The sequence below is a fragment of the Isoptericola chiayiensis genome, assembly GCF_013149805.1.
GTDB lineage: Bacteria > Actinomycetota > Actinomycetes > Actinomycetales > Cellulomonadaceae > Isoptericola > Isoptericola chiayiensis.
Map to the genome: position 1 here is coordinate 542,726 of NZ_JABEZT010000002.1, position 24,275 is coordinate 567,000.

Sequence of the window (24,275 nt, forward strand, 5' to 3'; positions counted from 1 at the left end):
GTGGGAGGATGGTGGCCGTGACCACAGTGCTGAACGAGACCTCGAACTTCGTCGAGCCTGCCCCGTCGGCCCTGCTCCTGCTGGGCCAGGACCGCGACCTCGCCTCCGAGCGCGGCGTGGAGTGCACGGGTGCGCTGCCGTCCCCGTCCGACCCGGATCTGGTCGAGCGGGCCCGGGCCGCCCGGGAGGCGCTGGGCGACCGCGCCTTCGTGCTGGGGCACCACTACCAGCGCGACGAGGTCATCGACTTCGCGGACGTCACCGGCGACTCGTTCAAGCTCGCCCAGAGGGCGGCGGCCCGCCCGGAGGCGGAGTTCGTGCTGTTCTGCGGCGTGCACTTCATGGCCGAGTCCGCCGACATCCTGACCTCCGACGCCCAGCAGGTGGTGCTGCCGGACATGGCGGCGGGCTGCTCGATGGCGGACATGGCCGAGATCTCGCAGGTCGAGGAGGCCTGGGCGGTGCTGGAGGACGCGGGGGTCGCCGGCGACACCGTGCCGGTGACGTACATGAACTCCACGGCGGCGATCAAGGCGTTCACGGGTCGTCACGGCGGCACCGTGTGCACGTCGTCGAACGCGCAGGTGGCGCTGCGCTGGGCGTTCGACCGGGTCGGCGGCCTGGACGGCACCGGCAAGGTGCTCTTCATGCCGGACCAGCACCTCGGCCGGAACACGGCGGTGCTGCAGCTCGGCATGAGCCTGGACGACTGCGTCGTCTTCGACCCCCGCAAGCCGGGCGGCGGCCTGACGGAGGCCGAGCTGCGCGACGCCCGCATGATCCTGTGGCGGGGCCACTGCTCGGTGCACGGCCGGTTCTCGGAGCGCAACGTCACCGACATCCGCGCGGCGGTCCCGGACGTCAACGTCCTGGTGCACCCCGAGTGCAAGCACGAGGTGGTCACGGCCGCGGACATGGTGGGGTCCACCGAGTACATCATCAAGGCGCTCGACGCCGCGGAGCCGGGTTCGTCGTGGGCGATCGGCACGGAGCTGAACCTGGTGCGTCGCGTCGCCCGCGCACACCCGGACAAGCAGGTCCACTACCTGGACTCGACCGTCTGCTTCTGCTCGACGATGAACCGCATCGACCTGCCCCACCTGGTGTGGGCGATGGAGTCCCTCGTCGAGGGGCGCGTCGTCAACCGGATCGTCGTGGACGCCGACGACGCGCACTGGGCCCGCGTGGCCCTCGACCAGATGCTGGCGCTGCCCGGGATCTGACGGAGCCGCAGGACCGGGAGGACGGCGTGAGCACCGACGGCGGGCTGCACATCGGGATCTTCGTCTTCGACGAGGCCGAGGAGCTCGACGTCGTGGGACCGTTCGAGGTCCTGGCCGCCTGGGAGCAGCACTCGGCGATCAAGCCGCACGTGAGCACGTTCTCGCACGACGGCGAGGGGGTACGTCTCGCCAAGGGCTTGCGGATGGTGCCGGCCCGTTCGGCGGACGACGTCGGTCCCCTGCACCTGCTCGTCCATCCGGGCGGGTGGGGCACCCGGGCGCTGATCGCCGACCCGGGTCACCTCGAGTGGCTGCGGATGGTCCACGCCCAGACGCCGGTGGTCGCGGCGGTGTGCACGGGGACGCTGGTCCTGGCGGCGGCCGGTCTCCTGGCCGGCCGCCCGGCGACGACCCACCGGGACCACTACGACGAGCTCGCGCGGATCGACCCGAGCGTGCTGGTCGACACCGAGGCGCGGTTCGTCGACGACGGCGACGTGGTCACGTCGGCGGGCGTCTCGGCGGGGATCGACATGGCGCTGCACCTGGTGGCCCGCCTGGAGTCCCCGGAGGTCGCGCGCCAAGTCCGCGGTGCGCTGCAGTACGACCCCGACCCGCCGGTCTGACCGCCGTCGCCCCGAGATACCTGATACCGCACGTCGCTGGTATAACGTGCCCACCATGACCCGGATGCTGCAGCTCGCCAGGGCCTCCCTGCTCCCCCGCCGCCGCAAGCCCGACCGGGGGATGCTCGACCCGTCGACCACGGTCCTGCGCGTCCACCCCGGCGACCTGGACATGTACCTCCACGTCAACAACGGGTCCTACCTGCAGATGATGGACGTGGGCCGGTCCAACTACCTGGCGGACATCGGCGGGTTCGACCGACTCAGGACGCGCGGCTGGTACCCCGTGGTCGCGGCGTCGACCATGACGTACAAGCGCTCGCTGCAGCTCTTCGACCGCGTCACCCTCACCACGCGCACCCTCGGGTGGGACGAGCGGGTCGTCTACCTCGAGCAGGTGTTCACCGCGCGCGACCGGTTCTGCGCGCGCGGCCTCGTCGCCGGGAGGTTCCTCGGCAAGGACGGCACGCGCGTCGCGCCGTCCGACGTCGTGGCCCTGCTCGGCGACGACGCCCCGGCGGCAAGCCCCGAGCTGCCCGACGACGTGGCGGCGTGGGCCCGGGCCGTGGACGTCGCCCACCGGGACGTCCGGGCCTGACCCGGGCTCCGCCGTCGTCCCGCGGGACGACGGCGGACGCGGTCAGCCGCGCGCGAGCCCGCGCAGCAGCAGCGCCTCGGCCAGCACGACCTTGCGCAGCTCGCCCAGGTGCACGGACTCGTCGGCGCCGTGCGCCCGCGAGTCCGGGTCCTCCACGCCCGTGACCAGCACCGCGGCCTGCGGGTAGGCCTCCAGCAGGTCCGCGATGAACGGGATCGACCCGCCGACGCCGATGTCCACGGGGTCGGTCCCCCACGCGGTCGCGAACGCGGCCCGTGCCGCCTGCATCGCGGCGGAGTCCGCCGGGGCCCCGAAGGCCTTGCCCTGCTCGCCCGGCGTCCACGTCACGCGGGCGCCGAACGGGGCGTGGGCCTCCAGGTGGGCCCGCAGCGCGTCCTCGGCGGAGCGCGGGTCGACCCCCGGCGGGATGCGCACGGACAGCTTCGCCGCGGCGCTGGGCGCCAGCGTGTTGGAGGCGTGCGCGACGTCGGTGGCGTCCAGGCCGATCACGGCCACCGCCGGCTTGGTCCACAGCCGCCCGGCGATGGTCCCCTCGCCCGCGAGCCGCACGCCGTCGAGCACGCCGGCGTCGGCGCGGAAGTCCTCCTCGACGTAGTCCACCTCCGGCTCGCCCGCCCCGGTCAGCCCCGTCACGGCGACGTTGCCGACGTCGTCGTGCAGCGAGGCCAGGAGCCGTGCCATCGCGAGGTTAGCGTCGAGCACCGGCCCGCCGAACATGCCCGAGTGCACGGCGTGGTCCAGCACCTCGACGGTGACGACGCCGTCCACGAGACCGCGCAGCGACGTCGTCAGCGCGGGCACGCCCACCTTCCAGTTCGTGGAGTCCGCCACGACGATCACGTCCGCCGCCAGCAGCTCGTGGTGGTCGGCGAGGAACTGCGCGAAGCTCGGCGACCCCGACTCCTCCTCGCCCTCGACGAACACCGTCACCCCGACCCCGGGGTCCTCCCCCAGCGCCGCCAGGGCGCGCAGAGCACCCACGTGGGCCATGACGCCGGCCTTGTCGTCGGCGGCACCGCGGCCGAACAGCCGCTCGCCGCGCTGCGTCGGCACGAAGGGGTCGGAGGTCCAGTCGGCCGGGTCGCCGGGGGGCTGCACGTCGTGGTGCGCGTAGAGCAGCACGGTCGGGGCGCCGTCGGGCGCCGGACGTCGGGCGACGACGGCGGGTGCTCCGGGGCTGGCGTCCGGCCGGGCGGAGCGCAGGACCTGCACCTCCGGCAGCCCGGCGTCGCGCAGGAGGTCGGCGACCGCCTCGGCGGACGCGGCCACGTGCGCGGGGTCGAAGGCTGAGGCGGAGACGCTGGGGATGCGCACCAGCGCCTCGAGGTCGGTCTGCACGGCGGGGAAGAGGTCGTCGACGTGGGCGCGCAGGGCGGCGGTCAGGTCCGGGGTGTCCGGGGTGGGAGTCGTCACGGCATCACGGTACCGGCCGCCTCCGCCCCGTACCGGAGCACCGCGGGACTCCATTACCCTGGTGTGGTGTTCTCCCGCAAGCGTGACCTCGCCGAGACGCCCGCCGCCGGTGCGTCCGACACGACCGACCCCGTGACCGCCGACTCGCCGACCGAGGCGGCTCGCCTCGAGGGCAAGGGCCGGCCCACGCCGAAGCGCAGCGAGTCCGAGGCGCGCAACAAGCGCCCGCTCGTGCCGGACGACCGCAAGGCCGCCCGCAAGGCGTCCAAGGAGAAGATGCGCGAGGCGCGCAACGTCGAGTACCGCGCGATGCAGAACAACGACGAGCGGCACATGCCCGTGCGCGACCGCGGCCCGGTGCGCCGCTACGTGCGCGAGTACGTGGACGCCCGGTGGAACCTCGGCGAGTTCTTCCTGCCGATCGCGTTCGTCTTCATCTTCCTGAACATCCTCGTGATGCAGCAGCAGGCGCTGGCGATGCTGGTGCTGCTCATGCTCTACGCGGTCGTCTTCATCACGCTGCTGGACGCCGTGGTCATGTGGCAGCGCCTCAAGCGGCGCCTGCGGGACAAGTTCGGCACCCTGGGCGACGACGGGAAGAAGACGTTCGACGTGCCCCGCGGCACCATGATGTACGCCGTCATGCGCGCCTTCCAGATCCGTCGCTCGCGGCTGCCCAAGCCGATCCACAAGAAGCACGGCGTCTGGCCCGAGTGACGCCGCGTAGGGTGACGGCATGGTCAACTACCGTTACCTCGGCAACAGTGGTCTCAAGATCTCGGAGATCACCTACGGCAACTGGCTCACCCACGGGTCCCAGGTCGAGAACGACGTCGCCACGCAGTGCGTGCGCGCCGCGCTCGACGCCGGCATCACCACCTTCGACACGGCGGACGTCTACGCCAACACCAAGGCGGAGCAGGTCCTCGGCGACGCCCTGAAGGGCGAGCGCCGCGAGTCCCTCGAGATCTTCACCAAGGTCTACTGGCCGACGGGCCCCGGCGGCCCCAACGACACGGGCCTGTCGCGCAAGCACGTCATGGAGTCGATCAACGGCTCCCTGCAGCGGCTGGGCACCGACTACGTCGACCTGTACCAGGCGCACCGCTACGACACGGAGACGCCGCTCGAGGAGACGATGCAGGCGTTCGCCGATATCGTGCGCCAGGGCAAGGCCCTCTACATCGGCGTCTCGGAGTGGACGGCGGACCAGATCCGCGCCGGTGCCGCGATGGCCAAGGACCTCGGCTTCCAGCTCATCTCCTCCCAGCCGCAGTACTCGATGCTGTGGCGCGTCATCGAGGACGAGGTGGTCCCCGCCTCGAAGGAGGCCGGGCTGTCCCAGATCGTCTGGTCCCCCATGGCCCAGGGCGTGCTGTCCGGCAAGTACGTGCCCGGCAAGGACCTGCCGGCCGGGTCGCGGGCCACGGACTCCAAGGGCGGCGCCCGCATGATCGAGCGGTTCATGCGCGACGACGTCCTCGAGCGGGTGCAGGGGCTCAAGCCGGTCGCCGACGAGCTGGACCTGTCGATGGCCCAGCTCGCCGTCGCGTGGGTGCTGCAGAACGACAACGTCGCGGCCGCCCTCGTGGGCGCCTCGCGGCCCGAGCAGGTGGCCGAGAACGTCAAGGCCTCCGGCGTGACGATCCCCGCCGAGCTCATGGCGCGCATCGACGACGTCCTCGGCGACGTCGTCGAGCGGGACCCGGCGAAGACCGCCGAGGGCGCCCCGCAGACGCGCGTCGTCTGACCCGGCGGCAGCTACAGGGTCCGGTCCTGGTCGCCGAACGCCTCCAGGGCGCGGGCGATCTGCCGAGCCCGCCGACGCCGTGCCTCCTGGACCTGCTCACGGGACGGAGGCACGGCGTCGTGCGTCCCGGTGCGATCGACGGCCGGGCGTCGCGGGCGTCGCGGGCGTCGCGGGCGTCGTGCCGGTGCCGCGACGAGCCCGGTCGGCACGAGCCACCGCTGCCGGGCCACTGTCTGGACGACGACGCCGACCAGGAGGGCGTAGGCGACGGTGGCCCATCCCACGGTGCCGCCCAGCAGCCACCCGAGGAGCACGACGCTCCCCTCGATGCCGGTCTTGACGAGCCGCACCGAGGCGCCGGAGCGCTCGACGATCCCGGTCAGGAGCCCGTCGCGGGGGCCGGGTCCGAGCCGGACCCCCACATAGGCGGCGGTGGCCGCGCCGTTCAGCGCGATGCCGCCAGCGGCCAGCAGGACCGCCGCACCGGTGCCGGGGTCGGGGACCAGCGCGCGGACGGCCACCAGGCTGGGGCCGACGCAGACGGAGATGATCACGACGTTCGCGACGGTGCCGACGCCGGGCCGCTGCCGCAGCGGGACCCAGGCGGCCAGCACGACGACGGAGGTCAGCGCGACGACAACGCCGAACGACCAGCCGGTGGTGCGGACGATCCCCTGGTGCATGACGTCCCACGGCATGGCGCCCTGACCGGCGTGCAGCAGCATCGCCATCGACCAGGCGTAGGCGGCCAGCCCGAGCACGAGCTGGGCGGCCCGGCGGGCCGGGCGCATCGGTGGGCGGGTCGTGGGCCGGGTGACGGCGATGGTGCTCATGACAGCCACCTTCGGCGCCATTGGACTCACAATCCATAGCCAATCGACTACCGGTGGCCCTAGAGTGGGCCCGTGACCGCACCCACCGCCACCGTCGACGCGCTCCGTCACCTGTCCGCGCCGTCGGCGGCCCGGCTGCTCGACGGGTGGCGCCGCCCCGGTCCCGCCTACCAGGCGCTGGCCGACGCGCTGCGCGCCGCCGTGCTGTCCGGCACCCTGCCTCCCCTGACCCGGCTGCCGTCCGAGCGCGACCTCGCCGACGCGCTCGGGGTCTCCCGCACCACGACGTCGGGCGCGTACGCGCGGCTGCGCGAGCTCGGGTTCGCCACGAGCCGGGTCGGTTCCGGCACCGTGGCGGTCCTCCCCCGCGGTCCTGCCGCCGCGCCGGCCCGGCGGCCGCCCGCCGGCGACGCGCCCCTGACCGACCTCGGCGACGAGCACGTCATCGACCTCGCCCAGGCGACGCCGTCGGCGAGCGACGCCCTGCACGGCGCCTACGCGCGCGCCCTCGAGGAGCTGCCCGCACACCTGTCCGGCGGTGGCTACGCCCACCTCGGCATCGAGTCCCTCCGGGCGGCGATCGCCGCCCGGTACACGGCGCGCGGCGTGCCCACGGACGTCGACCAGATCCTGGTCACCACCGGCGCGCAGCAGGCGATCGCGCTGCTGGCCGGCACCCTGCTCGCCCGCACCGAGCACGCCCTGGTCGAGTCGCCCACCTACGTGCACGCGATCGGAGCGCTGCGGGCCGCCGGGGCGCGCGTCGTCGGAGTACCGGTCGGCGACGTGGAGGCGATGGCGTCGGCGGTCCGCCGCACGGGCGCGCGGCTCGTCTACCTGGTGCCCGACTTCCACAACCCGACCGGCCGCACCCTAACCGCCGCCGAGCGCGCGGCGCTCGGCACGCTGACCGCGCAGGGCGTCACCGTGGTCGGCGACGAGACCCTGACCGACCTGGACCTCGACGGGGTCGGCGTCCCCGCACCGTTCGCGGGCACCGGCGAGGACCCGCGGCTGATCAGCGTCGGTTCCGCGTCGAAGACCTTCTGGGGCGGCATGCGCGTGGGCTGGGTCCGCGCCGCCCCACAGCTCGTGCAGCGCCTCGCGCGCGTCCGCCAGCGGCTCGACGTCGCCACCCCCGTGCTGGAACAGCTCGCGGTGGCCGACCTGCTCGACCGGCGCGAGGAGGTCCTGCCGGCCCGTCTCGCCGACCTGCGCTCCCGCCGCGACCTGCTCGTGGAGTCCGTGCGCCGCCGGTTCCCCTCCTGGGACGTGCCCCGGCCGCCCGGCGGCCTGTGCCTCTGGATCGGGCTCGGACGGCCCGTGGGCCCCGCCCTGGCCGCGGCCGCGGTCTCCGACGGGCTGCGGCTGTCCGCAGGCCCGCAGTTCACTCCGGACGGCACCGCCGCCGACCACCTGCGCCTGACGTGGACTCGGTCGCCCGAGGTCCTGACGGACGCGGTGGGACGGCTCGCCCGGACCTGGGCACGGGTGACGCGGGAGGCCTGACGGTCAGGGGACCCGCAGCTCGACGGTCGGGGTGGCCTGGCTGCCCTCGTGCAGCAGCCGCGCGTGGACCGCGCCGGCGGCGGCGAGCTCGCGCCAGTGCTCGCCGAGCCACTCCTCCGCGTCGTACTGCGTGGTGAACACCGGGCTCGGCGAGGCGACCCGGTCCCCGGCGTCGGTCTCCCAGGCCCACTCCCAGCGCGGCCGGATCATGCGACGGTCCCCGCGCTGACCGAGCCCGCCGACCGCGTCAGGGCCCGGTTGATCGACGACGGCCACAGCGGACCGCGGTAGACGAACGACGTGTACCCCTGCACCAGGTCCGCGCCCGCCCGCAGGTAGGCCCGCACGTCGTCGGCGTCGGCCACGCCGCCCACGCCGATGATCACGGGGACGGGTCCCAGCCGGCCACGCAGCCGGGCGACGACCTCCAGCCCGCGCGGGAGGAGCACCGGGCCCGACAGGCCGCCCGGCCCTCGCTCGTGGTCGATCGTCGTGTTCACCGCGACGACGCCGTCGAGCCCGAGCTCGGCGACGAGGTCCGCGACCGCGTCCACGTCGTCGTCGGCCAGGTCGGGGGCGATCTTGACCAGCAGCGGCGTCCGGTCGTCCCCGGACGTGGCGGAGTCCGCCGCCTCCCGCGCCGCGGTCAGGATCGGCCGCAGCTCGGCGGTGGTCTGCAGGTCACGCAGGCCGGGGGTGTTCGGCGAGGAGACGTTGACGACCAGGTAGTCGGCGTACGGCGCCAGCAGCCGGGCGCCGGTGGCGTAGTCCCGGGCGGCGTCGGCGGCGGACGTGTCCTTGTTCTTGCCGATGTTCACCCCGACGACGGCGGCCCGGCCGGCCGGCGTGGACCGCAGCGCACGCAGCCGCTCAGCCATCTCGACCGCACCGTCGTTGTTGAACCCCATCCGGTTGCGCACGCCGGCCACGTCGAGCTCGCGCCACATGCGCGGCGCCTCGTTGCCGGGCTGCGGCCGGGGCGTGACGGTACCCACTTCGACGAACCCGAACCCCAGCATCGTCAGGCCGCGCACCGCGCGCGCGTTCTTGTCGAACCCGCCGGCCAGCCCGAACGGCGCCGGCACCGTGCGGCCCAGGACGTCGACGCTGCCCGGTCCGCCGGTACCGCGGCCGAGGTACGGGGCCAGCGCGCCCTGCACGACGTCGCGGACCACCGGCAACCGGCCCACCACCTCGATGGCACGGAAGGCGAGCTCGTGCGCCCGTTCAGGGTCCATCCGCCGGAAGACGGTGCGGAAGAACAGGGCGTAGGGGGTCATCGTGCCTCCGTCGGTCGGGCCGGCGCGCTCGCAGGATCATCGCTCCGGGGGCGAGTGTGCCAGAGCCACCACAGCCCGACGAACGGCAGGACCAGCGGCACGTACCCGTACCCCTGCCCGAACGACGACCAGACGGTGGCCTCACCGAAGTACTCGGGGTGCGTCGTCGAGAGCACACCGACGCTCAGGACGCCTGCCGCCTCGACGGCGACGGCGCACCACGCCGTGCGGCGCCAGCGCGGGCGGGACCCGAGCGCGAGCGCCACGGTCGCGACGACGTAGACGAGCGCGGCCAGCAGGGACAGCAGGTAGGCGACCGGTGCGTGCTCGAGCTTGGTCAGCACCTGGTATGCCGAGCGGCCGACGGCGGCGAACGCCAGCACGCCGTACACGGTCACGAGGAGGCGGCCGAAGCCCTTCCCCGTCGCAGCGGGTGTCGAGGTGCTCATGCGCCCTCCGTCCAGATGATCCACAGGCGCCACTGCAGGAACGCCACCGTCAGCGCCGCGACGAGCAGCACCACGGACGACCACCGCGTGCGCTCGGCGAACGCCCACACGGCGGCGAGCGGCAGCAGCAGGGCCGCGGTGAGCAGGTAGCCCCAGAACAGCGGGCCGTCGACGGCGTGGCCCCCGGCCTGCAGGACACCGGCGACGACGGCCTGCACGACGAGGACTGCCTCGACGGCGCCGGCCGCGAACAGCTGGCGCAGCACCACCGCGCGGTCGCGCAGCGCGAACCACGCCGCCCACCCCGCGAGCGCCAGGCACAGCGCGACGGCGAGGACGACCAGGGGAAGGACCACGTCGGCAGACTACCGGTCGCCCCGGCACACCGGTCCCGCGGCGCCCGGTTAGGCTGGGTCCCGTGGCTGACCTCACTCTGACCGGCAAGAATCCGACCTCTCTCACGGCCGACGCCCTCGTCGTCGGCACCTGTTCCACCTCCGACGGCGTGGCCGTCGTCGCCGACCAGCTGCCCGCAGCGGTCGTGGAGCAGATCGAGACGCTCGCACCGCGGCTGGGGGTGACCGGCGCGCTCGGCGAGGTCCGCACCCTCCCGGCGGGCAAGGACGTCTCCGCGGACGTCCTGGTGCTCACGGGCCTCGGGGAGCGTGACGCGGACGGCACGTTCGCCCGCGAGTCGCTGCGTTCCGCCGCGGGCTCGGCGGTGCGGTCCCTGGCCGGTTCGGCGTCGGCGGTCGTGGCGCTGCCGGCGGTGGACGAGGCCGAGCTGGGCGCCGTGGCGGAGGGCGCGCTGCTCGGCGCCTACGCGTTCACGTCCTACCGCGGCGAGGAGGCTGCCGCGAAGCAGGCCCCGGTGCAGCGGCTGCAGCTCGCGACGTCGTTCGCCCGCTCGGGCGCGGCCCGTGCGGCGGTGTCCCGCGCCGAGGTGCTGGCCGCCGCGGTGCACGGCACCCGCGACCTGGTCAACACCCCGCCGAACGACCTGTTCCCCGCGGCGTTCGCCGACGCGGCCAAGGCCGCGGTCAAGGAGCTGGGCGTCAAGGGCGTCAAGGTGACGGTCCTGGACGACAAGCAGCTCGCGGCCGGCGGCTACGGCGGTCTCACCGGCGTCGGTCAGGGCTCGGCGCGCGGGCCGCGCCTGGTGAAGGTGGCGTACGCCCCGGCCAAGGCGTCCGAGCGCGTCGCCCTGGTGGGCAAGGGCATCACGTTCGACACCGGCGGCATCTCGCTGAAGCCGGCGGCGGGCATGGAGACCATGAAGCTGGACATGGCCGGCGCGGCGGCGGTGCTGCACACGGTGCTCGCCGCGGCGCGGCTCGGCCTGCCGGTGGCGGTCACGGGATACCTCTGCCTGGCGGAGAACATGCCCGGGAGCAACGCCCAGCGTCCCTCGGACGTGGTGCGCATCCGGGGCGGCAAGACCGTGGAGGTCCTGAACACCGACGCCGAGGGCCGCCTGGTCATGGCGGACGGGCTGGTGTCCGCCGTCGAGGACGGCCACGACGTCGTCCTGGACATCGCGACCCTCACCGGCGCGCAGATGGTGGCACTGGGCAAGCGCGTCAGCGGCGTGATGGGCACCGACGCGGTCCGTGACGAGATCAAGGTCGCCGCCGACACGGTGGGCGAGGAGTTCTGGCCGATGCCCCTGCCGGACGACCTGGCCGAGGGGCTGAAGTCCAAGGTCGCCGACATCTCCAACGTGGGCGACCGGTGGGGCGGCATGCTCACGGCGGGCCTGTTCCTGCGCACGTTCGTCGAGGACACGCCGTGGGCGCACCTCGACATCGCCGGACCGGCCTTCAACGAGAAGGGGCCGTTCGGCTACACGCCCGCCGGCGGTACCGGCGTCGGCGTGCGGACCATGCTGGGCTTCCTCGAGGGCCGCAGCGGCGCCGAGGGCTGACGAGCGCGCGAAGGCCGCGACGGCCGCGACGGCCGCGGGGCACTGCCCCGCGGCCGTCCGGTCTCAGCGGCGCGGGCGATTCTTCTGCCGGGCGTGCTGGGCGGAGTTCCAGTCGCGCATCCGCTGCGGGTAGCCGGTGAACCGCACGTTGTACACGGGCACCCCCAGCGAGCGGGCGACGTCGAACCCGGTGCGCTCGTCCGGGACCCGGCGCCGCGTCCACTCCCCCGTGGTCGCCACGAGCAGCACGGTGGGCGGGGTCTGGGCGTTCGGCGGCTCGACGTAGGCCTCCACGCCGACCCGCGTGGCCACGAAGTCCTGCAGGTGGGCGACGACGGCGGAGCGGCCGCCCGCGGGCGCGGCGGACGGCGACGACGACGGGGCGGACCGGCCCAGGAGGCGATCCATGGCGGACCTCAACGACATGTCCGCGAGCGTACCGCGCGTGCCCGGGTCCGGGCAGCGGCACGTCCACCGCTTGCGATGACGACGGGACGGCCTGCGGATGACAGAAAAAGTGGCCCGATGTACCCAGCGTCACACCATTGGCCCTCCGGCCTCGATTGGGGCCGGACCACACATAGTGACAAGATGACAGGCAGTGACCCCAGGAACGCGGCAACGGGAACTCGATCGGCCGGACACCGGTCGGCGGGCCTCGGCGCGTCGCCCGACCCACTGATCGAAGGAGACTCCACAGGTCATGTCTGAGAACGTGCAGCTGCCGGCGCTCGGCGAGTCCGTCACCGAGGGAACCGTCACCCGCTGGCTGAAGTCCGTCGGGGACTCCGTGGAGGTCGACGAGCCCTTGCTCGAGGTCTCCACCGACAAGGTCGACACCGAGATCCCCTCCCCCGTCGCCGGGGTGCTGGAGAAGATCCTCGCCGACGAGGACGAGACGGTCGAGGTCGGCGCCACCCTGGCCGTCATCGGCGACGGCTCCGGCGGCGGGTCCGACGACGACGCCCCGGCCGCGGAGTCGGCCCCGGCCGCGGAGTCCGCTCCGGCCGAGGAGAGCCCCGAGCCCGAGGCCCCGCAGGCCGAGGAGAAGCCCGCCGAGGACGAGGCCGCGTCGTCGGCCGAGTCCGCCGGGTCGTCCGCCCCGTCCGGCGGCGGCGAGGGCACCGAGGTGACCCTGCCCGCGCTCGGCGAGTCCGTCACCGAGGGCACCGTGACGCGGTGGCTCAAGGAGGTCGGTGACGAGATCGCCGTCGACGAGCCGCTGCTGGAGGTCTCCACCGACAAGGTCGACACCGAGGTCCCCTCGCCGGTCGCCGGCACGGTCCAGGAGATCCGGGTCAGCGAGGACGAGACCGTCGAGGTCGGTGCCGTGCTGGCGATCGTCGGCTCGGGCGCCGCACCCGCGGCCCAGGAGTCCGCTCCGGAACCGAAGTCGGAGGAGAAGCCGGAGCCGGAGAAGAAGCCGGAGCCCGCTCCCGAGCCGAAGTCGGAGGGGAAGGCCGAGGAGAAGCCCGCCGCGTCCCCGGCACCCGCGCCGGCCGCGGAGAAGAAGCCCGAGCCGAAGGCCGAGGCCCCCGCGGCGCAGGAGAAGCCGGCCGGCGGCCGTTCCTACCTGACCCCGCTGGTGCGCAAGCTCGCGGCGGAGAAGGGCGTGGACGTCTCGGCGATCGAGGGCACCGGCGTGGGCGGCCGCATCCGCAAGGAGGACGTCCTGGCCGCGGCAGAGAAGGCCGCCGCCCCGGCCGAGGCTCCCGCCGCCTCCGCGCCGTCGGCCCCGAAGAAGCCGAGCATCCCCGAGGTCTCGCCGCTGCGCGGCACCACCGAGAAGATGTCCCGGCTGCGCAAGGTCGTCGCCGAGCGGATGCACGAGGCGCTGCAGACGCAGGCCCAGCTCACCACCGCGGTCGAGGTCGACGTCACCAAGGTCTCGAAGCTGCGCCAGCGTGCGAAGGCCGACTTCAAGGCCCGCGAGGGCGCCAACCTGACGTTCCTGCCGTTCTACACGCAGGCCGCCGTCGAGGCGCTGAAGGCCTTCCCCAAGGTCAACGCCTCGATCGACACCGACAAGGGCGAGATCACCTACCACTCCTCGGAGAACGTCGGCATCGCCGTCGACACCGAGCGTGGCCTCGTGGTCCCGGTCATCAAGAACGCCGGTGACCTCAACCTGGCGGGCATCGCGCGGCAGATCGGCGACCTCGCCACCCGCACGCGTGACAACAAGATCGGCCCGGACGACCTGAGCGGGGCCACGTTCACCATCACGAACACCGGCTCCGGCGGTGCCGTGTGGGACACCCCGATCGTCCCCGTGGGCCAGGTCGCGATCCTCGGCACCGGCACGATCACGAAGAAGCCCGTGGTCGTCACCGGCCCCGACGGCGAGGAGACCATCGCGATCCGCCAGATGGCGATGCTCTTCCTGTCCTACGACCACCGCCTGGTCGACGGCGCCGACGCCGCACGGTTCCTGACCGCGGTCAAGAAGCGCATCGAGGAGGCGGCGTTCGAGGCCGAGGTCGGTCTCTGATCGCACGACGCTCCTGCTGACGGGGGTGCGGACCGGTCCGGTCCGCACCCCCGTCGTCGTCCCGGCCGACGCCGTCTCAACCGACGGAGCGGACGCGCCAGCCGTCGTCGGTCCACGCCAGGTGCAGCCGGTCGGTGCGCGGCTCCCCCGCGGGCACGGCGGTCACCGTCCCGTCGACGCTCTGCTCGTGCGCCCCCACCGTGTACCGCACGAGCACGGTGGCCGTCCCGTCGCCCGGCGTGGCCACGGGCTCGGTCGCGAGGACGTCCACGTCGGGGACCGTCAGCCGGACGTCGGACGCCCGCGCGACGAGGGCCAGGTCGTCCTCGTGGGCCGGTGATCCGGGCACGGCGAGCTCGTCGACGTCGCGCTCTCCCGCGAGCACGGCCGGCCGGAGCCTCGTCAGCGCCGCCGCCGCGCCGGCGGGGTCGTCCACGTCGGTGAGAGGGCCCGGCCCGGCCGGCGCTGCCGATGCCGGCGCCGCGGGCGCCGGCACGGCCGGCTCTGCCCCCGCGGACGGTCCGAGGGGACCGTCGAGCACCAGGAACGCGACCGCCACGACGGCGAGGACGCCCGCACCGGCGACCAGCGTGCCCCGCGGCACCGGCCCACGTCGCGCCTCGCCGGACCGGCGCCGTCGATCCTGGCGCCGTCGATCCTGTCGCCGGGTCCGGCGCCCGTGCTGCTCGGCCGCGACCGTCCCGCGGGACGGCTTCGGTACCCGGCGGGCGCGCACGTGTCCGGGGCCGCGTGCGGCGTCGGTCTGCCGCCGTCCGCCCGCGAGCGCCGCCGCCGCCAGGACCGCCGGCTCGGGCAGGCGGACGGGCTGTGGTGCGACGGCGTCGTGCACGTCGGCCGCGAGCGTGCCCGCGGCGGGCCGGATCCGCGGGTCCGCCGCCAGGGCCGGCGCCAGCGCGGCGCGCAGGGCCGTCGCGCTGTCGTCGTCGGTATCGCCGAGGAGCCGGTCGACGAGCGCGGCGACGTCGTGCACGTCGTCCGCCTCGCCCGCCCGGGCCGGCGGCACGTCGAGGCGGGGTCGCAGCCGGCCGTGGCCCTCGAGGTCGAGCACGACGTCGGCGACGTCGAGGCCGCCGTGCACGATCTCGGAGCTGTGCAGGGCGGCCAGGGCCTGGCCGAGCGCGACCGCGAGCCCGGCGGCCTCCGGGGCGCTGCACCGGCCGCGCACCGCCAGCACGGTGGCGAGCTCGGTCGTGGTGCTGTCGCCGCGGGGGACGACGAGCCCGCCGTCGGGTCGCGCGACGGCGGCACCGACGGGCTCGAGGGCCGGGTGGTCGACGTCGGTGACCGCCCGCACTCGCTCCAGGAGCGCGTCGCGGGCGGCGGGGTCGGTCGGGACGGCGAGCACGGTGTCGGTCTGCACGGGTCCCATGGAACACGAGTCGGCCCGGGCCCGCGGAAGTTTTCCACAGGCCCGGGCCGTCCCGGTGCGGTCAGAGGCGGACCCGGCGTCCCTCCCGGGCGGCGACCCGCGCGGCGTCGAGCACCTCCGCGGTGCGTACGGCGTCCGCGGGGTCCACGGGCGCGGGTTCCTCGCCGGCGAGCCAGGGGCCGAGCGCCCGGTAGAAGTCGGCGTGGCCGCCGGACGCCGTCGGCACGGGGGTGCGGTCCCGGCCGCGGGTCAGCCACCCGTGCGTGCCGGCGGGTGCGTCGTCGTCGAACCGCTCGAGCGGGGACGCGTCCTGCTCGAACGAGGTCACCAGGTAGGCACCCCGGCTGCCGAGCACGCGGGTGCGGGGACCGGGTGCACCGACCACGGAGCCCGCCCACAGCCGGGAGACGACGGCGTGGGGGCTCGCGGCGAGCCCGCCGCCGGCCTCGTGGGTGAGCACGAGGAAGACGTCGTCCTCGGTAGGGGTGGTCAGCGCCCGGGTCTGCGCCCACACGTCGGTGACCCGTCCGAACAGTCGGGTGGCCGAGTCCACGAGGTGCGGGCCGAGGTCGAGCAGCAGGCCGCCGCCGTCGGCGTCGTTCTCCTTCCACCGCTTGCGCGGCACGGGCCGCCACCGTTCCCAGCGGCGCTCGAACGTGTGCACGTCGCCCAGCTCGCCGCGTCCCAGCAGTGCGGCGAGCGTGAGCTGCTCGGGGTCCCAGCGCCGGTTGTGGAACACGGTGCACGGGGTCCCGGTCGCGTCCGCCTCGGCGACGACCGCGCGCGCCTCGTGGGCGTCGACGCCGACGGGCTTGTCGAGCACGAACGGGATGCCGGCGCGGGCGAGCACGGCCGCCTGCTCGGCGTGCAGGTGCGTGGGGCTGGCGACCACGACGACGTCGTAGGTCGACCGGGCCTCGACCAGGGCGTCGAGGTCGTCGTGCAGCCGTGCTCCCGGCCAGTCCCCCGCGGCCTGGGTGCGCCGGCCCTGGTCGCGGGTGACGACCCCGGTCACGGGGAGACCGGCCTCCCGCGCCAGGGCGGCGTGGATCCCCCGACCGGCTCCCCCGTACCCGACGATGGCGACGCGTGGCGTGATCATGTGCCCATCGTGCCCGACCCCTGCTCGGCCGCCACCGGACGACGCGCCAGCCGCGCCGGCCACCAGGTGCGGTCGCCGACGTCGTGGACCAGGGCCGGCACCAGGAGGCTGCGCACCACGAGGGTGTCGACCAGCACGCCGAAGGCGACGATGAAGGCGAGCTGGGCCAGGAACAGCAGCGGGATGACGCCCAGGGCGGCGAACGTCGCCGCGAGCACCACACCCGCCGAGGTGATCACCGATCCGGTGACCGCCAGGCCGCGCAGCACGCCCTTGCGGGTGCCGAGGCGCAGGCTCTCCTCCCGCACGCGGGTCATGAGGAAGATCGAGTAGTCGACGCCGAGCGCGACCAGGAAGCAGAACGCGTAGAGCGGCACGCTGGGGTCGGCCCCGGGGAAGCCGAACACGTGGTTGAACAGGATCGCCGAGACACCGAGGGCGAACCCGAACGACAGGACGTTGGCGGCCATCAGCAGCGCGGCGGCGAGCACCGAGCGCAGCAGCAGCATGAGGATCAGCAGGATCACCACGAGGACGACCGGCACGATGACCCGCAGGTCGCGCTGCCCGGCGAGCTGGGTGTCGAGCCGTTCGGCCGCGGCGCCGCCGACGACGGCGTCGGGCGAGACGCCCTGCACGGAGTCGCGCACGGCCTGGACCGCCTCGGTGGCCTCCTGGCTGTCGGAGGGGGCGTCGGTGGTGACGTCGACCCGCACGTTGCCGTCCACGACGAGGGGGTCGCCCTGCGGCGGGGCGCCGGGGGCCGCGGCGGGCTGGTCCGTGACGGGGGTGGCCTCGGCCACCCCCGCGGTGCTCTCCGCGGCCTCGACGACCGCCTCGAGGTCGCCCTCGGGGGCGATGACGGTCACGGGCTGGGTGGACACGCCGTCGAAGTGGTCGGTGAGGACCTCCTCGCCGTCGACCGAGTCGACCTGGGTCAGGAAGACCTCGGAGTCGCCCGTCCCGCTCGCGTCGAGGGTGGGCACGAAGGCGGCGCCGGCGGCGAGCACGACCGCCGTGATGATCCAGACCGGGCGGTCGTGACGCCCGACGAACCCGGCCACGCGGGACCACAGACCGTGCCCGGCCACGGCCGGGGCGTCGTCGGACGCGTCCTCGCCCGAGGTGCCGGGGGCCGTGCGCGGGACGCGCGGCCAGAACACCCAGCGGGCGCGTCGCCCGCCGATCAGGAGCAAGGCGGGCAGGAGCGTCAGCGCGGACAGGAACGCCGCGACGATGCCGATCGTGGCGACCGGTCCGAGGCTGCGGTTCGACGACAGGTCGGACAGCAGCAGGCAGAGCAGGCCGGCGATGACGGTACCGGCGCTGGCGGAGATCGGCTCGATCGAGGCGCGCAGGGCGCGGCGCAGCGCGGTGTACGGCGACTGCACGAGGGCGAGCTCCTCGCGATATCGGGCCACGACGAGCAACGAGTAGTCCACCGAGGCACCCACCACGAGGATCGACAGGATGCCCTGCGACTGCCCGTTGAGGGTGAGCACGTCGTTGGCGGCCAGCTGGTAGACGACCAGGCCGGCGAGCGCCAGCGCGAGCACGGCGGTGAAGATGACGACGAAGGGCAGGAACGGCGAGCGGTAGACGAGGGCGAGGATGATCAGCACGGCGCCGAGGGCCACGAGGAGCAGCACGGTGTCGATGGCACCGAAGGCGTTGGTCAGGTCGGCGACGAAGCCCGCGGGCCCGGTCACCCACGCCTCCAGGCCCGAGTCGGCCAGACCGCCGTCGGCCGAGCCCTCGGCGGCCAGGGCGCGCAGCGCGGCGATGGTGGCCTCGGTGACGCTCGCCTCGTCCTCCCCGATGCTCTGGTCGGCCACGGAGGCGTCGAGGGAGACGATGACGAGCGCGGCCTGGCCGTCCTCGGACGGGATCAGGGTGGGTTCGGCGATGCTGGCGGCGCCGACGGTGCTCGGCTCGTCACCGGATGCACCCTCCAGCGGCGTGTCGGGCACCGCGTCGACGTACTCCTGCATCGCGGCGAGCTGGTCCGGGGTGAGCTCGGAGCCGTCGGCGTTCTCGGCGACGACGAGTGCCGGCAGGGTGGTGTCGTCGGTGAACTCGGCGGCGAGCTCGGACGCCCGCGTGGACTCGGCGCTCTCGGGCAGGAACGCGGCGGAGTCGTTCGTCTGGACGCTGCTCAGGTTGCCCTGGGCCTGTCCCCCGAACGCGCCCACGGCGAGCCACACGCCGATCGCTGCCAGAATGACCAGACCACGGGCGATGCCCGACCACCTTTTACTCAGCATGCTTAGTATGATGGAGAACCCGAGGACGGAACGCAAGTGATGAACCCGCAGAGCCGGTCCGGCACGGAACCGGATCCCACGAGCGAGGACCCGCGCCAGTGGCCCACCGGCCGGCTCCTCTTCACGGTCACGCGCCGGATCGAGCACGACTGGAACGCGCACCTCGCCGCCTGGGACCTCAACCACGCCGGCCACCCCGCGCTCCTGCACCTGCTGGGCGGCCCGCTCACCCAGCGCGAGATCGCCGCCCGCAACGAGGTCACCGAGCAGACCATGAGCCGTGTCCTCGCCCGCCTGGAGCGGTCCGGCTACGTGACGCGGGAGGACGACCCGCGCGACCGCCGTCGTCGCGCCGTCACCATCACCGACCTCGGCCGGCGCGTCGCGCTGGAGGCCGCACGCCTGCGCCCCGCGGAGGACCTGACCTCCCGGGGCCTCGACGAGCACCAGGTCGAGACGCTGCGCGAGCTCCTCGTGGCGATGGTGCGCGCGCAGCGCAGCGACGACTCCCCCGCGCAGCGGTCCGACGGCGAGACGCTCTAGGCTGACGCGATGGACGTCGTCACCCTGGACGGGCTCACCGACTACCACGAGGCGTGGGAGCTGCAGCGCGCCGTGCACGACGCCGTGCACCGCGGCGAGCGTGCCGACACCCTGCTCCTCGTGGAGCACCCGGACGTCTACACCGCCGGTCGGCGCACGCGGCGCGACGAGCGACCCGACGACGGCACCCCGGTGGTCGACGTCGACCGCGGCGGCAAGATCACCTGGCACGGCCCGGGCCAGCAGGTCGTGTACCCGATCGTCCGCCTCGCCGAGCCCGTGGACGTCGTGGCCTACGTCCGCGCCCTGGAGCAGGCCGTCATGAGCGTCTGCGACGGCCTCGGGCTGACGACCGGACGCGTCGAGGACCGCAGCGGCGTCTGGCTCCCGGCCGACCCGCCGTCGTCGGGCACCCCCACGCCGCCGCGCCGCGCCCGCAAGGTGTGCGCCGTCGGCGTCCGGGTCGCCAAGGGCGTCACGATGCACGGCCTCGCGCTCAACTGCGACCCGGACCTGAGCCGGTTCGACCACATCGTGCCCTGCGGCATCACCGACGCCGACGTCACCTCGCTCAGCGCCGAGACGGGACGGACCGTGACGCCCTCCGACGTCGCGGCACCCCTGGTCAGCGCGCTGCACCGCGACCTCGCGCCGCTGCGCGCCCACCCCACCGCGGATGTCGTGCATCTCACGTCCACGGGCCGGGACCGGTCCGGGGAGCCGGCACCGGCTCGCGTAAGCTGACAGGGTCCGACGCCGTACGAGACGGGCCCACCAGACCCGGCCGACGTCGGCGACCGACCGTTCGACGACCGGGAGACCCCGTGACGATCGCACCCGAGGGCCGCCGCATGCTGCGGGTCGAGGCCCGCAACTCCACCACGCCGATCGAGAAGAAGCCCGAGTGGATCAAGACCCGTGCGGTCATGGGTCCCGAGTACCGAGAGCTCAAGGGCCTGGTCAAGGGCGGCGGGCTGCACACCGTCTGCGAGGAGGCGGGCTGCCCCAACATCTTCGAGTGCTGGGAGGACCGCGAGGCGACCTTCCTCATCGGCGGCGACCAGTGCACCCGGCGGTGCGACTTCTGCCAGATCGACACCGGCAAGCCCGCCGAGTTCGACGCCGACGAACCGCGCCGCGTGGCCGAGTCGGTCCAGCAGATGGGGCTGAGGTACTCGACCGTCACGGGCGTGGCTCGCGACGACCTCGCGGACGGCGGCGCCTGGCTGTACGCCGAGACCGTCCGCCAGATCCACGCCATGAACCCCGGCACCGGCGTCGAGCTGCTCATCCCGGACTTCAACGCGATCCCCGAGCTGCTCGACCAGGTCAACGACTCGCGACCCGAGGTCATGGCGCACAACGTCGAGACCGTCCCGCGCATCTTCAAGCAGATCCGCCCCGCGTTCCGCTACGAGCGCTCGCTGTCCGTGCTCACGCGGGCGCGCGAGGCCGGCCTGGTCACCAAGTCCAACCTCATCCTCGGCATGGGCGAGACCGTCGACGAGGTCAAGCAGGCCCTGGTCGACCTGCACGAGGCAGGCTGCGACCTGATCACCATCACCCAGTACCTGCGCCCCTCGCTGCGCCACCACCCGGTCGAGCGCTGGGTGCGACCCGAGGAGTTCGTCGAGCTCTCCGAGTTCGCCGAGTCCACCGGGTTCCTCGGCGTGATGGCCGGGCCGCTGGTGCGGTCCTCCTACCGGGCCGGGCGGCTCTGGGGGCAGGCCATGACCAAGCGCGGCCGACAGGTCCCCGACGCCCTGGCGCACCTCACCGAGCCGATGACGGCCCGGCAGGAGGCGGCGAGCCTCGTGACCCCGCAGGGCCAGTAGACTCAGGGACCATGGCCCGCACGAAGTCCGACGCCGGCGAGCCCGCCGAGGCGTCCTCCAAGAAGCAGAAGAAGCCCAAGAAGCAGCGCTGGTACCACCAGGTGTGGGCCGCCTACCAGATGACCCGGCGCCAGGACCCGATGGTCACCTGGCTGATGCTCGCGGTCTTCCTGGGCATCGTGGCGGTCGCGCTGCTGATCGGTGTGCTCACCGGCCACTGGGTCTACGCCCTCATCGTCGGTGTCCCGTTCGGTGTGCTCGGCGCGATGTTCGTGCTGACGCGCAAGGCCGAGCGCGCCGCCTACACCCAGATCGCCGGGCAGCCGGGAGCCGTCCGCGCCGCCCTGGGCACCGTGCGGGGCGGATGGAACTTCGACGACGAGCCCGTCGCGGTGACCCGGCAGCAGGACCTCGTCTTCCGCGGCGTGGGCCGCCCCGGCGTCGTGCTGGTGTCCGAGGGCCCCGCGCACCGCGTGACCAAGCTCCTCGCCGACGAGCGCAAGCGCACCGTGCGCGTCCTGCCGAACGTCCCCGTCACGCTCATCCAGGTGGGCGACGGCGAGGGTCAGGTCCCGCTGCCGAAGGTCGCCCGCCAGGTGCAGAAGATGAAGAAGCGGCTCACCCGCGCCGAGGCGGCCGAGGTCGGCAAGCGGCTCAAGGCTCTCGGCGGCGTGCGCCTGCCGGTGCCGAAGGGTGTGGACCCGATGAACGCCCGCCCCGACCGCAAGGGGCTGCGCGGCCGCTGAGCGGCGCACCGCACCGGACCACCCGCGGGCGGCCGGGACCGTCAACGACGCACGACGACGGTCCCGGCCGCCTTGTCGTGCAGGCCGCGGCCGTCGGAGTCCCACACGACGGCGGGGATCACCAGGCACAGCAGCACCGTGCGCACCGCGGCCCGGCCGAAGCCGACGTAGTCACGTCCGGGGTCGCCGAGCGGGCGCACCTGCATCCCGAGGAAACGGTGGCCGATGGTGGAGCCGATCGAGCCGACGAGGATCAGGTTCATCGCGCCGAAGACCAAGAGCTGGGACCAGGCGGGCAGCTCCGAGATCATCTCGAAGTAGCCCTCGGCGCGCGGACGGAAGATCAGGACGGCGATGGCCGTGGCGATGGCGTAGTCGACCGCGAGCGCGACGACGCGGCGTCCTAGCCGCGCACGCGACCCGGGTCCGGAGTGCGGCAGCCCCAGCGAGTCGCGTCCGCCCGGCGTCTCACCTGTCGGGACGTCGCCGCCGGACATCCAGGACCCGAAATCCTCGCGTGATGGCATGAAACCAGCCTAAGGGTGCACCACGCCGGTTGTGTAACGTGGTTGAAACATCGGCGCCATGGCAGGGTAACCCCGCGGCTCTAGCGTCGAGGTCGCTGAGCCCACCTGGCACCATCCCCATCAAGAGGAGCATGCATGTTCACCAATGCCGAGGAGGCAATCGCCTTCACCCGCAACGAGGGGGTGGAGTTCATCGACGTCCGGTTCATCGACCTGCCGGGCGTCATGCAGCACTTCAACATCCCCGTGGCGCAGTTCGACGAGGACTCCTTCACCGAGGGTCTGATGTTCGACGGCTCCTCGATCCGCGGGTTCCAGGCGATCCACGAGTCGGACATGAAGCTCGTCCCGGACGTGAAGACGGCCTTCATCGACCCGTTCCGCAAGCGCAAGACGCTCGTGATGAACTTCTCGATCGTCGATCCCTTCACGGACGAGCCCTACGCCCGCGACCCGCGCAACATCGCGGCCAAGGCCGAGGCCTACCTCGCGTCCACCGGCCTGGCGGACACCGCGTTCTTCGCTCCCGAGGCCGAGTTCTACATCTTCGACTCCGCCCGGTTCGAGACGAACTCGCAGCGCAGCTTCTACGAGATCGACTCCGTCGAGGCCGCGTGGAACACCGGCCGCGAGGAGGAGGGCGGGAATCTCGGCTACAAGACCCGCTACAAGGGCGGCTACTTCCCCACCTCCCCGAGCGACCGCTTCGCGGACCTGCGCGACGAGATGGTCACGACGCTCGGCCAGGTGGGCCTGGACGTCGAGCGCGCGCACCACGAGGTGGGCACCGCCGGCCAGCAGGAGGTCAACTACAAGTTCAACACCCTGCTGCACGCCGCCGACGACCTGATGAAGTTCAAGTACGTCATCAAGAACGTCGGCTTCAACGCCGGCAAGTCGGTCACCTTCATGCCGAAGCCGATCTTCGGCGACAACGGCTCGGGCATGCACTCGCACCAGTCGCTGTGGCTGAACGGTGAGCCGCTGTTCTACGACGAGAAGGGCTACGGCGGCCTGTCCGACATGGCCCGCTGGTACATCGGCGGCCTGCTCAAGCACGCCCCGTCGCTGCTGGCCTTCACCAACCCGTCGGTGAACTCGTTCCACCGCCTGGTGCCCGGCTTCGAGGCCCCGGTGAACCTGGTCTACTCGGCCCGTAACCGCTCGGCCTGCATCCGCATCCCGGTGACCGGCAACTCGCCGAAGGCCAAGCGCGTCGAGTTCCGCGTGCCGGACCCGTCGTCGAACCCGTACCTCGCGTTCTCCGCGATGCTGCTCGCCGGCATCGACGGCATCAAGAACCGCATCGAGCCGCCGGCCCCGGTCGACAAGGACCTCTACGAGCTCCCGCCGGAGGAGCACGCGGAGATCGCCCAGGTCCCGAGCTCGCTCGAGGGTGCGATCAACAACCTCGAGGCCGACCACGAGTTCCTCACCCAGGGTGACGTCTTCTCCGAGGACCTCATCGCCACGTGGATCGACTACAAGCGTGCGAACGAGATCGACCCGATCCGTCTGCGCCCGCACCCCCACGAGTTCGAGCTCTACTACGACATCTGATCCGCTGGTCCACGGCTGTCGGTGGTAGGTGCTGGAGTCGGCGAGATTCCAGGCCTGCCGGACGCCTGCCGACCACGGGCACCGAGGATCCGGTCTCGGCTCTGATGTGTACCGGATGTGCACGCTGGCCCCGTCACCTTCGAGTGGCGGGGCCTTCGTGCTGCCTCGACGGCCTGCCCGTTCCCGCGAGA

At 73.4% G+C, this 24,275-nt stretch carries 24 protein-coding genes; 13 read left to right on the forward strand and 11 right to left on the reverse strand.

From position 1 onward, the window contains the following. Positions 1 to 8: 8 nt before the first annotated feature. From nadA to HDG68_RS05600, 3 genes are read left to right on the forward strand one after another with little or no spacing between them, the layout of a single operon-like run. On the forward strand, positions 9 to 1,223 hold the full coding sequence (gene nadA, locus HDG68_RS05590; RefSeq protein ID WP_172150058.1) for a quinolinate synthase NadA: 1,215 nt from the start codon (positions 9 to 11) through the stop codon (positions 1,221 to 1,223). A 26-nt stretch (positions 1,224 to 1,249) separates the two neighbouring features. Continuing rightward, positions 1,250 to 1,849 (forward strand): DJ-1/PfpI family protein, encoded by a 600-nt coding sequence (locus HDG68_RS05595; RefSeq protein ID WP_172150060.1) that lies wholly within the window; start codon positions 1,250 to 1,252, stop codon positions 1,847 to 1,849. A 55-nt stretch (positions 1,850 to 1,904) separates the two neighbouring features. Then, complete coding sequence (locus tag HDG68_RS05600; RefSeq protein WP_172150062.1) at positions 1,905 to 2,447, forward strand: acyl-CoA thioesterase; 543 nt, start codon at positions 1,905 to 1,907, stop codon at positions 2,445 to 2,447. Positions 2,448 to 2,489: 42 nt separating this feature from the next. On the opposite strand, the gene HDG68_RS05605 is transcribed toward HDG68_RS05600, so the two are convergent. Beyond that, positions 2,490 to 3,935 (reverse strand): dipeptidase, encoded by a 1,446-nt coding sequence (locus HDG68_RS05605; RefSeq protein ID WP_172150064.1) that lies wholly within the window; start codon positions 3,933 to 3,935, stop codon positions 2,490 to 2,492. A gap of 12 nt (positions 3,936 to 3,947) precedes the next feature. Here HDG68_RS05605 and HDG68_RS05610 point away from each other — a divergent pair, with 12 nt between their 5' ends. Further along, a complete protein-coding gene (locus tag HDG68_RS05610) occupies positions 3,948 to 4,598 on the forward strand; it encodes a DUF3043 domain-containing protein (RefSeq protein WP_172150066.1) in 651 nt (216 codons plus the stop codon). 19 nt (positions 4,599 to 4,617) lie between these two features. After that, on the forward strand, positions 4,618 to 5,631 hold the full coding sequence (locus HDG68_RS05615; protein ID WP_172150068.1) for an aldo/keto reductase family protein: 1,014 nt from the start codon (positions 4,618 to 4,620) through the stop codon (positions 5,629 to 5,631). Positions 5,632 to 5,642: 11 nt separating this feature from the next. Here HDG68_RS05615 and yczE read toward each other — a convergent pair whose 3' ends face one another. Continuing rightward, positions 5,643 to 6,464: a membrane protein YczE gene (gene yczE, locus HDG68_RS05620; protein WP_216648003.1), complete on the reverse strand. Its 822-nt coding sequence runs from the start codon at positions 6,462 to 6,464 to the stop codon at positions 5,643 to 5,645. A 72-nt stretch (positions 6,465 to 6,536) separates the two neighbouring features. Between yczE and yczR the strand changes: the two genes are divergently transcribed. After that, on the forward strand, positions 6,537 to 7,973 hold the full coding sequence (gene yczR / locus HDG68_RS05625) for a MocR-like transcription factor YczR (RefSeq protein WP_172150069.1): 1,437 nt from the start codon (positions 6,537 to 6,539) through the stop codon (positions 7,971 to 7,973). 3 nt (positions 7,974 to 7,976) lie between these two features. On the opposite strand, the gene HDG68_RS05630 is transcribed toward yczR, so the two are convergent. Genes HDG68_RS05630 through HDG68_RS05645 form a run of 4 tightly spaced genes read right to left on the reverse strand, consistent with a single transcriptional unit; the run spans position 7,977 to position 10,058 of the window. Further along, the gene (locus HDG68_RS05630; RefSeq protein WP_172150071.1) at positions 7,977 to 8,183 is read right to left on the reverse strand and encodes a hypothetical protein; all 207 of its coding nucleotides are present in this window, start codon (positions 8,181 to 8,183) and stop codon (positions 7,977 to 7,979) included. Further along, positions 8,180 to 9,253, reverse strand: a complete 1,074-nt coding sequence (locus HDG68_RS05635; protein WP_172150073.1) for a quinone-dependent dihydroorotate dehydrogenase — start codon at positions 9,251 to 9,253, stop codon at positions 8,180 to 8,182. The genes HDG68_RS05630 and HDG68_RS05635 overlap by 4 nt, the downstream gene beginning before the upstream one ends. Next, entirely contained in the window at positions 9,250 to 9,702 is a 453-nt protein-coding gene (locus HDG68_RS05640) for a hypothetical protein (RefSeq protein WP_172150074.1), read from the reverse strand. Before HDG68_RS05640 ends, HDG68_RS05635 begins: the two co-directional genes overlap by 4 nt. Then, complete coding sequence (locus tag HDG68_RS05645; protein WP_172150075.1) at positions 9,699 to 10,058, reverse strand: hypothetical protein; 360 nt, start codon at positions 10,056 to 10,058, stop codon at positions 9,699 to 9,701. The genes HDG68_RS05640 and HDG68_RS05645 overlap by 4 nt, the downstream gene beginning before the upstream one ends. Before the next feature lie 62 nt (positions 10,059 to 10,120). On the opposite strand from HDG68_RS05645, the gene HDG68_RS05650 reads away from it, so the two are divergent. After that, positions 10,121 to 11,626, forward strand: a complete 1,506-nt coding sequence (locus HDG68_RS05650; protein ID WP_172150077.1) for a leucyl aminopeptidase — start codon at positions 10,121 to 10,123, stop codon at positions 11,624 to 11,626. Positions 11,627 to 11,689: 63 nt separating this feature from the next. Here the strand turns inward: HDG68_RS05650 and HDG68_RS05655 are convergent, their stop codons facing one another. Beyond that, positions 11,690 to 12,052: an oxidoreductase gene (locus HDG68_RS05655; RefSeq protein WP_172150078.1), complete on the reverse strand. Its 363-nt coding sequence runs from the start codon at positions 12,050 to 12,052 to the stop codon at positions 11,690 to 11,692. 277 nt (positions 12,053 to 12,329) lie between these two features. Between HDG68_RS05655 and sucB the strand changes: the two genes are divergently transcribed. After that, positions 12,330 to 14,117: a 2-oxoglutarate dehydrogenase, E2 component, dihydrolipoamide succinyltransferase gene (gene sucB, locus HDG68_RS05660; protein WP_172150080.1), complete on the forward strand. Its 1,788-nt coding sequence runs from the start codon at positions 12,330 to 12,332 to the stop codon at positions 14,115 to 14,117. A 76-nt stretch (positions 14,118 to 14,193) separates the two neighbouring features. On the opposite strand, the gene HDG68_RS05665 is transcribed toward sucB, so the two are convergent. From HDG68_RS05665 to HDG68_RS05675, 3 genes are all read right to left on the reverse strand, one after another. Next, positions 14,194 to 15,498, reverse strand: coding sequence for a hypothetical protein (locus tag HDG68_RS05665; protein ID WP_172150081.1), 1,305 nt, complete (start codon positions 15,496 to 15,498; stop codon positions 14,194 to 14,196). Between the two features lie 70 nt (positions 15,499 to 15,568). Further along, positions 15,569 to 16,609: a Gfo/Idh/MocA family protein gene (locus HDG68_RS05670; protein WP_172150082.1), complete on the reverse strand. Its 1,041-nt coding sequence runs from the start codon at positions 16,607 to 16,609 to the stop codon at positions 15,569 to 15,571. Then, positions 16,606 to 18,873 (reverse strand): MMPL family transporter, encoded by a 2,268-nt coding sequence (locus HDG68_RS05675; protein WP_172150370.1) that lies wholly within the window; start codon positions 18,871 to 18,873, stop codon positions 16,606 to 16,608. The genes HDG68_RS05670 and HDG68_RS05675 overlap by 4 nt, the downstream gene beginning before the upstream one ends. Positions 18,874 to 18,912: 39 nt before the next feature. Between HDG68_RS05675 and HDG68_RS05680 the strand changes: the two genes are divergently transcribed. From HDG68_RS05680 to HDG68_RS05695, 4 genes are all read left to right on the forward strand, one after another. Beyond that, positions 18,913 to 19,416: a MarR family winged helix-turn-helix transcriptional regulator gene (locus HDG68_RS05680; protein ID WP_172150083.1), complete on the forward strand. Its 504-nt coding sequence runs from the start codon at positions 18,913 to 18,915 to the stop codon at positions 19,414 to 19,416. A gap of 9 nt (positions 19,417 to 19,425) precedes the next feature. After that, positions 19,426 to 20,160, forward strand: a complete 735-nt coding sequence (lipB, locus tag HDG68_RS05685) for a lipoyl(octanoyl) transferase LipB (protein WP_172150084.1) — start codon at positions 19,426 to 19,428, stop codon at positions 20,158 to 20,160. Positions 20,161 to 20,240: 80 nt separating this feature from the next. Beyond that, positions 20,241 to 21,251 (forward strand): lipoyl synthase, encoded by a 1,011-nt coding sequence (lipA, locus tag HDG68_RS05690; protein ID WP_172150086.1) that lies wholly within the window; start codon positions 20,241 to 20,243, stop codon positions 21,249 to 21,251. 11 nt (positions 21,252 to 21,262) lie between these two features. Continuing rightward, the gene (locus tag HDG68_RS05695) at positions 21,263 to 21,997 is read left to right on the forward strand and encodes a DUF4191 domain-containing protein (protein ID WP_172150088.1); all 735 of its coding nucleotides are present in this window, start codon (positions 21,263 to 21,265) and stop codon (positions 21,995 to 21,997) included. 41 nt (positions 21,998 to 22,038) lie between these two features. On the opposite strand, the gene HDG68_RS05700 is transcribed toward HDG68_RS05695, so the two are convergent. Beyond that, on the reverse strand, positions 22,039 to 22,524 hold the full coding sequence (locus HDG68_RS05700; protein ID WP_172150090.1) for an RDD family protein: 486 nt from the start codon (positions 22,522 to 22,524) through the stop codon (positions 22,039 to 22,041). A gap of 135 nt (positions 22,525 to 22,659) precedes the next feature. Here HDG68_RS05700 and glnA point away from each other — a divergent pair, with 135 nt between their 5' ends. Beyond that, positions 22,660 to 24,084, forward strand: coding sequence for a type I glutamate--ammonia ligase (gene glnA, locus HDG68_RS05705; protein ID WP_172150092.1), 1,425 nt, complete (start codon positions 22,660 to 22,662; stop codon positions 24,082 to 24,084). Positions 24,085 to 24,275: the final 191 nt, after the last annotated feature.

Excerpts from the sequence above, each read along its gene's own strand:
- nadA (WP_172150058.1), top strand. The coding sequence starts at position 9 with ATGGTGGCCGTGACCACAGTGCTGAACGAGACCTCGAACTTCGTCGAG.
- HDG68_RS05600 (WP_172150062.1), top strand. The coding sequence starts at position 1,905 with ATGACCCGGATGCTGCAGCTCGCCAGGGCCTCCCTGCTCCCCCGCCGC.
- HDG68_RS05630 (WP_172150071.1), bottom strand. The coding sequence starts at position 8,183 with ATGATCCGGCCGCGCTGGGAGTGGGCCTGGGAGACCGACGCCGGGGAC.
- yczE (WP_216648003.1), bottom strand. The coding sequence starts at position 6,464 with ATGAGCACCATCGCCGTCACCCGGCCCACGACCCGCCCACCGATGCGC.
- HDG68_RS05680 (WP_172150083.1), top strand. The coding sequence starts at position 18,913 with ATGAACCCGCAGAGCCGGTCCGGCACGGAACCGGATCCCACGAGCGAG.
- HDG68_RS05655 (WP_172150078.1), bottom strand. The coding sequence starts at position 12,052 with ATGTCGTTGAGGTCCGCCATGGATCGCCTCCTGGGCCGGTCCGCCCCG.
- HDG68_RS05700 (WP_172150090.1), bottom strand. The coding sequence starts at position 22,524 with ATGCCATCACGCGAGGATTTCGGGTCCTGGATGTCCGGCGGCGACGTC.
- glnA (WP_172150092.1), top strand. The coding sequence starts at position 22,660 with ATGTTCACCAATGCCGAGGAGGCAATCGCCTTCACCCGCAACGAGGGG.
- HDG68_RS05605 (WP_172150064.1), bottom strand. The coding sequence starts at position 3,935 with ATGGAGTCCCGCGGTGCTCCGGTACGGGGCGGAGGCGGCCGGTACCGT.
- lipB (WP_172150084.1), top strand. The coding sequence starts at position 19,426 with ATGGACGTCGTCACCCTGGACGGGCTCACCGACTACCACGAGGCGTGG.
- HDG68_RS05640 (WP_172150074.1), bottom strand. The coding sequence starts at position 9,702 with ATGAGCACCTCGACACCCGCTGCGACGGGGAAGGGCTTCGGCCGCCTC.
- HDG68_RS05615 (WP_172150068.1), top strand. The coding sequence starts at position 4,618 with ATGGTCAACTACCGTTACCTCGGCAACAGTGGTCTCAAGATCTCGGAG.
- sucB (WP_172150080.1), top strand. The coding sequence starts at position 12,330 with ATGTCTGAGAACGTGCAGCTGCCGGCGCTCGGCGAGTCCGTCACCGAG.
- HDG68_RS05670 (WP_172150082.1), bottom strand. The coding sequence starts at position 16,609 with ATGATCACGCCACGCGTCGCCATCGTCGGGTACGGGGGAGCCGGTCGG.
- HDG68_RS05635 (WP_172150073.1), bottom strand. The coding sequence starts at position 9,253 with ATGACCCCCTACGCCCTGTTCTTCCGCACCGTCTTCCGGCGGATGGAC.
- HDG68_RS05675 (WP_172150370.1), bottom strand. The coding sequence starts at position 18,873 with ATGCTGAGTAAAAGGTGGTCGGGCATCGCCCGTGGTCTGGTCATTCTG.
- HDG68_RS05695 (WP_172150088.1), top strand. The coding sequence starts at position 21,263 with ATGGCCCGCACGAAGTCCGACGCCGGCGAGCCCGCCGAGGCGTCCTCC.